The sequence below is a fragment of the Brevibacillus fortis genome (assembly GCF_003013395.1).
GTDB lineage: Bacteria > Bacillota > Bacilli > Brevibacillales > Brevibacillaceae > Brevibacillus > Brevibacillus fortis.
The window spans coordinates 66284-73298 of record NZ_PXZM01000050.1; the positions used below are offsets into that span (position 1 = coordinate 66284).

General features: G+C 40.1%; 8 protein-coding genes and 2 pseudogenes. 6 read left to right on the forward strand and 4 right to left on the reverse strand.

Translation table 11 applies throughout. The annotated features are described in order from the left end of the window. Nucleotides 1-109 precede the first annotated feature (109 nt). A pseudogene (locus tag C7R93_RS27360) lies at nucleotides 110-1021 on the forward strand (DNA cytosine methyltransferase). A gap of 8 nt (nucleotides 1022-1029) precedes the next feature. On the opposite strand, the gene C7R93_RS27365 reads toward C7R93_RS27360, so the two are convergent. Then, nucleotides 1030-1512 carry a hypothetical protein gene (locus C7R93_RS27365; RefSeq protein ID WP_106841747.1) on the reverse strand — a complete coding sequence of 161 codons (483 nt, stop codon included), beginning with the start codon at nucleotides 1510-1512 and terminating at the stop codon, nucleotides 1030-1032. A 321-nt stretch (nucleotides 1513-1833) separates the two neighbouring features. Here C7R93_RS27365 and C7R93_RS30830 point away from each other — a divergent pair, with 321 nt between their 5' ends. The 3 genes from C7R93_RS30830 (at nucleotide 1834) to C7R93_RS30110 (ending at nucleotide 3157) form a co-directional block, all read left to right on the forward strand. Then, nucleotides 1834-2418: a TFIIB-type zinc ribbon-containing protein gene (locus tag C7R93_RS30830; protein ID WP_244191676.1), complete on the forward strand. Its 585-nt coding sequence runs from the start codon at nucleotides 1834-1836 to the stop codon at nucleotides 2416-2418. Nucleotides 2419-2733: 315 nt separating this feature from the next. Beyond that, nucleotides 2734-2967, forward strand: coding sequence for a hypothetical protein (locus tag C7R93_RS27375; RefSeq protein WP_106841748.1), 234 nt, complete (start codon nucleotides 2734-2736; stop codon nucleotides 2965-2967). A gap of 28 nt (nucleotides 2968-2995) precedes the next feature. Beyond that, the gene (locus C7R93_RS30110; protein WP_158264054.1) at nucleotides 2996-3157 is read left to right on the forward strand and encodes a hypothetical protein; all 162 of its coding nucleotides are present in this window, start codon (nucleotides 2996-2998) and stop codon (nucleotides 3155-3157) included. Between the two features lie 244 nt (nucleotides 3158-3401). Here C7R93_RS30110 and C7R93_RS27380 read toward each other — a convergent pair whose 3' ends face one another. The 3 genes from C7R93_RS27380 to lepB all read right to left on the reverse strand — a co-directional run bounded on the left by C7R93_RS27380 (nucleotide 3402) and on the right by lepB (nucleotide 4922). Next, on the reverse strand, nucleotides 3402-3767 hold the full coding sequence (locus tag C7R93_RS27380) for a hypothetical protein (RefSeq protein ID WP_106841749.1): 366 nt from the start codon (nucleotides 3765-3767) through the stop codon (nucleotides 3402-3404). A 131-nt stretch (nucleotides 3768-3898) separates the two neighbouring features. After that, nucleotides 3899-4273, reverse strand: a complete 375-nt coding sequence (locus tag C7R93_RS27385) for a DUF2500 domain-containing protein (protein WP_106841750.1) — start codon at nucleotides 4271-4273, stop codon at nucleotides 3899-3901. A gap of 148 nt (nucleotides 4274-4421) precedes the next feature. Further along, on the reverse strand, nucleotides 4422-4922 hold the full coding sequence (lepB, locus tag C7R93_RS27390; RefSeq protein ID WP_106841751.1) for a signal peptidase I: 501 nt from the start codon (nucleotides 4920-4922) through the stop codon (nucleotides 4422-4424). 96 nt (nucleotides 4923-5018) lie between these two features. On the opposite strand from lepB, the pseudogene C7R93_RS27395 reads away from it, so the two are divergent. Then, nucleotides 5019-5424 (forward strand): annotated as a pseudogene (locus C7R93_RS27395) (ArpU family phage packaging/lysis transcriptional regulator). 177 nt (nucleotides 5425-5601) lie between these two features. Further along, nucleotides 5602-5955 carry a hypothetical protein gene (locus C7R93_RS27400; RefSeq protein WP_106841752.1) on the forward strand — a complete coding sequence of 118 codons (354 nt, stop codon included), beginning with the start codon at nucleotides 5602-5604 and terminating at the stop codon, nucleotides 5953-5955. Nucleotides 5956-7015: the final 1060 nt, after the last annotated feature.

The window sequence follows — 7015 nt, forward strand, 5'->3', positions numbered from 1 at the left end:
TTATTTTTTTCATAATACTCACCTATATACAGTATTTTACAAAAAATGTATCACAAAATTTGTTTATTTACAAAAGATCAATCTAAACATAGGTGGTGATCGTTTGAGAATGCTGTCACTATTCGCTGGCATCGGCGGGATTGATTTAGCAGCTCATTGGGCCGGTATTGAAACGGTAGCATTCTGTGAAATTGAACCGTTTTGCCAGAAGGTTTTGTAAAAGCATTGGCCTGGAGTTCCAATCTTCGATGATGTGAAAACGATCAATAAGCAGAAACTCATAGAAAAGGGGGTCATAGCGAATGAGCGAGCAATTGACATTATTTGCGGAGGATACCCTTGCCAGCCTTTCAGTAATACCGGGCAACGCCTTGGCGAAGAAGACGACCGTCACCTCTGGCCAGAAATGCTTATGCTTATCAAAGAACTCAGGCCCACTTGGGTCCTTGGAGAACATGTTGATGGACACGTTACTTTGGGGCTCGACACTGTGCTTGCTGACCTGGAAGAAGCGGGTTACACCGCAAGGGCGTTTGTTGTTCCAACTGCTGCCGTCTACGCCCCGCACCCAAAGGAAAAGGGTCTTCGTTGTGGGCAACACCAAGCGCGGAAACATCAATGCGGAGGACGCAAGGAACGGTCTGCCAGCGGCAGTGAAACTCTGGCCGACACCACAAGCTGCGGACACCAGAGACAGAGGCAATCTATCGAATCCAGTAATCAAGAATCGAGTGGAGAACGGCAAACAGGTCAACTTATCAATGTGTGTTTCGGAAGTGAGTGGACAGCTCAATCCAGGTTGGGTGGAAAACTTGATGGGCTTTCCGATTGGCTGGACGGATTTAGATGGCCAGCACCAATGGGATTAGAGCAGTTTGATTGGGAACCTCCCCGAGTAATCGCGGGCATGAAAGGCAAGGTCCGGGAGGCGCGGTTGAAGTCGTTGGGAAACGCTGTAAATCCTGTTCAAGTGATCCCGATCCTTTGGGGAATAAAGCAAATTCACGATCAAGCAATTTAACAAACTGCTCATTTTGATAAATACGAGTTTAGTAATGCCTGCCCAAGTTCAATGTCTGAGACATCCCCTGACAAGATGGTGGATGGTTCATCGGTTGAAATGTATGCTCCCTTGTTTACACGTCTCCAAATTGCAAAACTATAGGATTGATTTGGTTCATCAAACATGACCATAACTAACTGCCGATCACGTGAAAATTTTGAGTAACTCTTAATTCCTGTTGCTAGTGTGAAGACTTGAACATTTAGCTCATCGAATGTGTAATCCTTTTTGGAAAAAAGAAAACTGTTTTTGAGGGATGAACCGATAATGGCAGGATTATGTGGAGGGCTGAGCTTTGTGGGGAAATTAATGTCTCTTAATAATCCATCTTGGTCTAATGCATGAGGGATTATTAACAATTCATTGTTTTTGTCTAGATAAGCCTTTACTGAGTATGAAACATTGCAACTCTTGTTTTTTCTAAAAAGTCTTTTGAAAATCGACATCATGCTTCCCACATCCATTAGTTTATCTATAGTAATATACCAAACACTGCATCAAGTTTTCAAATTGTGTATTCAATTCAATTGAGCTTAGGTGGTGGGGCATATCCATGGCAAAAAATCGTGAGGTTAATAAATTACTTGATAGGGCAGGTCTTTGGGAAACAAGGTCAAAGAGAGCCTCCTGGAAAGGTGATCATGACAGAGCAGGAGACCTTAGAACAAAGGCAATGCAACTTGCTGCAAGGGCTCGAAGGTTGGAAGAATCTGAGAGCAAATAAGCGAGTCCTACGTGGATTTAACAAACTAGTTAGGGAGGAAAGAGCGATGAATAGACAAGCGGTTTTGGACGTTTTGAACAGCCTGGAGGTAGTTGAAACAAATGGTGGAGATAGCCCATACATCCTCGTTGAAAACAATGAGATTGTACGCCAGAAACTCAATGCAGTTGGAATTACCAATGAGGTTATTAATCAATATGGCGACGATGACTCGTTTGATGTACTGTCCCTAGCTTTTGCAGAAGGTTACACAGATTACTATGAAAAAGGAAAATTCGTCTTGTGGGGACCAATTGACGATGAGCTGCGTGACCGAGTGCGGAATGGCGAAGGGACCACAGAGGACGCAGAGCGGCTTTTGAAAGAGTTCGCACGATATGAGAATGAAGGGAAGCCTGAAATCGATTGGCACAAAACCAGTAATACGCAGATTGAAGTAAACAAAGCATACTGTCCCCGTTGCCATAAGCCTTTTCATGAGATAGATGGGTATGAATTAGACTCTTGCCCTAATTGTGAAATGACGCTCTACGGCGAAAACATTTCGTGGGATGAACAGGTACTCGTTCGCATCTATGTAGACCATAAAACTGGCGAGTTAAAGGTCTGGGGTACAGATTCAGATGATTAACACAACGGTAATTGAAGAAAGCCCCCAATGTGGAGGCTCTCGTTTAACTAAAATACATCGGGACACCTAGGTTTGCCAGCACCACACGAAGCGAATCCTTCTGGCTCAGTAGCAATAGCAGCACTAGACATAGAGATTACAGACAAGGTCAACATAGCAACTACTAAAAACTTTTTCATAGTACCACCTCCCTTTCTCTAATATTTTTACATAAATTCTAATTTATGTAAAATATTGATTTATCAACGATTGATCGCTTGTCTATGGTAGCTAAACATTTCACACGATTTGTTAAATAGGGGGGAATCAGAACAAATGGAAGTAGCAAAAAACAGAGTGCCATACTGGCAAGAAGAAGTTGAGGCAATCGATTCAATGTACGATGATCAAACGCCAGTTTCCGTAATTGTCGAGGAAGTCAATAAGACCTTTCACAAAGGGAATCCGGTACGAAACAAAAACTCAGTGCATTACGTGATTAGGAAATTGTACCACGGCGATGGTTCTGACTGGAAAGAGTCGTTGTCAATGAAATGGCCGGGAAACTAATCAATTCGTTAAATGGGAGAGTGTGAGCATGGATAATAAAAAATTCGAAACGTTGATGTACTTTTTGGTCAAGCGCGCTGCAAGAGAAAGTTTTGTTGATTTCATCGATAACATCGGATTGACGATGGATGATTACGCGGAAATCAAAAAGTACCTGAAAGATACCTACGGAATCAAAACGTATCTTTGATTTAACAAAACAATCGATTTGTTAAATGGGAGGGGGAAAACATGTTTCAAGTAACTATCCAAGAGAAGATCGGACATTCGAACAATCAACGGACGCAATCGATCACATCATATGCTCCGTTAGCTTCGAAGTAAACGAAAACACTTTGTACTGGAGCTTAAAAGATTTGGCTCAGGGAGCAACGATGTATTTGGCGGACGCATGCAGAGTCAAACGGGTTTAATTTTACAAATCATTACTTGTGCTAATTGAACCACAGTTCTTGATTAACCCAAATATCGTTTTGCTTGATCACCTTAGCTGTGGCAACGCATTTAATCCCACTGTAGTCATATGTAGCGATAACAGTATAGCTGCCGTCACTATTGTGTGTCACAGAAACGATTTTGAAATTCTTGAGCCATTTATGGCCGCGAGGAATTTTCCATGATTCGTGTGCTTCACATTCATGCCTAACATGTTTCTCAAGCGTCCAACCTTTTCGGACCCAGTGATCGATCAAGTTGATGATGTCCCTGACTGGTGGCTTGGGAGGTAACACTATTGCATAAGTGTTTGTGGTAAAAAACGAAAACAAAAAGATGCCTAATAAGATAATCAATTTCCGCATCGAAAAGTCACTCCTTCATCAGTAACTTTTCCGGCTGCAAAGGAAAATATCAACAAAGTTCATTTAACAAAAGAGAAATTGTGATAAGGGGGTATTGAAAGGAGATAGGAATGTAGAAAGACGACCCTATTTTACAAAGGTCGTCTGCTGAATTCCTTATATCTCGTGCCTTGATAAGTTAATATGCCTGTATCTCCTTCGACCAGTAAGCCATACTCACTACCTTTTACATGGAATTCTAGTCTTTCTCCATTGCTTAGTTCAAAAGTAAGGTAATAGTATGTGGATACACTGGTATCATTACCGCCACCTGAAGTGCTTGTGCGTTTACTAATAATTTTTGCAGGTTGAGTTAAGATTGGGGAGGCATTATTTGACATCCAAATCCTGATACCATTTATGATCGCTCCTAAGATGAAAAGTACAATTATTCCAGCAATCACTAAAAACCACCAGGGCGGACCAAAACCACTAGAGAAAGGTGGTCCGAAGTCATTTGCGAACATAATATTATCACTCCAATATTTCGTTTACATGTTATACGTAAAAATATGGTTGTTGTTTCCTTTTTAAGTAAAAAGTCTATATAAAATACTATTTCTGGAGTAAAAAAATCCACGCTCTTTAAACGGAGCGTGGAAAAATAAAGACTAATTAATTTGAGGGTAACTTGTTTGTCATCTTGCCTAATATTTCATTGACATGAACCGGACCGATCACTCTGCTATCTAGACTATTTAAACGATTATCACCCAAAACAAATATTGTATCTCCGGGGATAGTTATAGGCCCGAAATCCTCAGTCAGATAGAGATTTTCTTTTTTGGCTACATTTTTAGCTGAAGCCAAGTATGGTTCGTCGACCACTTTGTTATTGATGTAAAGAATATCACCTTTATATTCAAGCGTTTCTCCAGGCAACGCAATGACCCTTTTAACGTGTTGTCGATCTTTCTCTACTTGGAAAATAACGATATCTCCACGTTGGATAGGATGGGAGTCATAGAAGGTTTTATCAACAAGAAATTGATCGTTGCTGCTCAAGGTAGGGGCCATACTCTCACCTTCAGAGATAAAGACACTCTTGGATTGGTCAGGCTGGACAGAAGTAAAACTTGCGAAAATAAAAGACAGCATGAGGAAGAGCGTTTTCATTAGTATCACCTTATCATTTTACCTAATTTTATCCAATTAATTTCAAAAAGAAAAGCCCCCAGCTGGGAGCCCGAATATGCGTTCGTCAACCATATTATAGCATGGGCTGCCACGAGGGGGAATTGGAAAGATGAGCCACAAGAGCAACTGTCATTTCTGGAACCAGTAGACGAAAAAGAAGTCAGAAAGGCTGTTGTCAAAGCATTGAAAGAGAATAAAGCCCTTCGTATTGCCGTCCAAAATAAGCAGGAGCGGCAGGAGAAGGGTATCGATCAACTGTTTCCACGGCTTCAAAAGTCTGAGTCCACGAATGAGTTGAAAGCACGACAGATCGGAAGTGCTTTGCAGTATTCGTTGGATGAAGTAGAGCGTCAAATCATCGAAGATAAGTATCTCAGCACTTCCATGGTATATCTGGACTTAGGTCGGACAAAAGACCAATTCTACACCAAAAAGTAAAGAGGCAATTATGCAAATTGCCACCGCACTCGGGATGATCTGAGTGCCTTTTTCATGAGACAAGCCTATTGAGCCGTAGCCTTCCAAAAGACCGACTATGATATAAATTTGAAGTGGCACTAATCCCAATATCTGGTATACCTATTTTTACAAGTCCATTGATCAAAGTATGAATTATATTCGAAAGAAAAAGAAATAATGTGAATTGGTGGGGAATAAAATGCGTAAATATATAATTGGAACTTTATTTGGATTATTAATAGGAACATCGATAAGTGTACATGCTGAAGTGGTTAGTTTGGTAGGTAAGGTTGTTGAGGGAGAGCTGCCAGTAAACATCAATGGCAAAACACTTAATAATAAGGCAATAGTTGTTGATGGAACAGCATACCTGCCAGTTCATGCAATAGGGGACACATTAGGATATAATGCTTCATTCGTCCTAAATGAAGGGATCAAGCTATATCCCAAATTTGATGAAGAAGGGCTTAAAATTAAGTATTTTCCGATTGTCAACATAAATAATACGTACACGATAAACTCTGGTCAAACTGTATTTTGTGTATTACGGTGAACCGTATCATTAGTAACGGAAAAGTTGTTGAACGAACGGGTTCATAAACACTGAATACAGCAGTTACAGTAGTAGAAAAACCACCTTTGAGGTGGTTTCTATTTTGGTTGAAGATGAAAAAGTAATATGTTTCTCTTCAAAAATCCTCGATAAAAAGATGGATAAAACCCGGACAAAATCAGGGATAAAAGGCAGGACGATTTGAAATGTTTGAATCGGTAATCTTGAGTCAAGAGCAAGCGACATCGGCTCTTGGGAGATACCGTCTAGCCCTTACCTGAGCAACCTATAGATGTTGAGGAATGTTAGCCTACCGAGAGAAACATTCTGAGTCTGAACGCGCTAGTCCTGCGGCGGTTATGGCGGGGGAAGGAAGACTAAAACCGTCTTCCGCCATTGTTGAAGCTTATTTCGTTTTGACGAGGCTTGGTTAACCTCTAGGAGTCTTGTAGAACCGAATAAGTGATGAATAAAGGTATTTTGCAGAGCCCAGTCAGCAGGGATCAATTCCGGAATCCAATGACAAAATGCCAGACAATACTCCGGCCACTGGTTCCCTGCTCAGTGGGCGTTGTAATAATATAGACAAGCTCCGTTCTTACAACCAAATAGTCATATCATGGGAATATATGTAATATTAGGTTCTCGTATGTTAAAATAATTAGAGTCTACTTAATAGACAATTAAGAGGGGTGATAATTATTATGAACATAGTGTTTGGAGTTCCGTCAATTATAATTATCGGTACTATTTTATTATTTGCATTTATTGTAATAAAAGTGATAAAAAGAAAAAAATAGAATATATTTCACATGTACTGTTGATTAATTTACATATTAATTATAATACTGTAATTGTTTGGAAGTGATGAATATTTAAAAGGAGAATGATTTAATTGAAAAAAATTTATTCTATTTTTTTAAGTGGAATTTTGTTATTTACAGCAATGGGATCTACAGGGGTTAGTCAAGTAAAAGCAGCAGAAGTCGTACAACAGCAGCAAGTAGTATTGAATAACGAAGAGGTAGCTCAACTTAAACGAAACTTAACAGAATTAGGT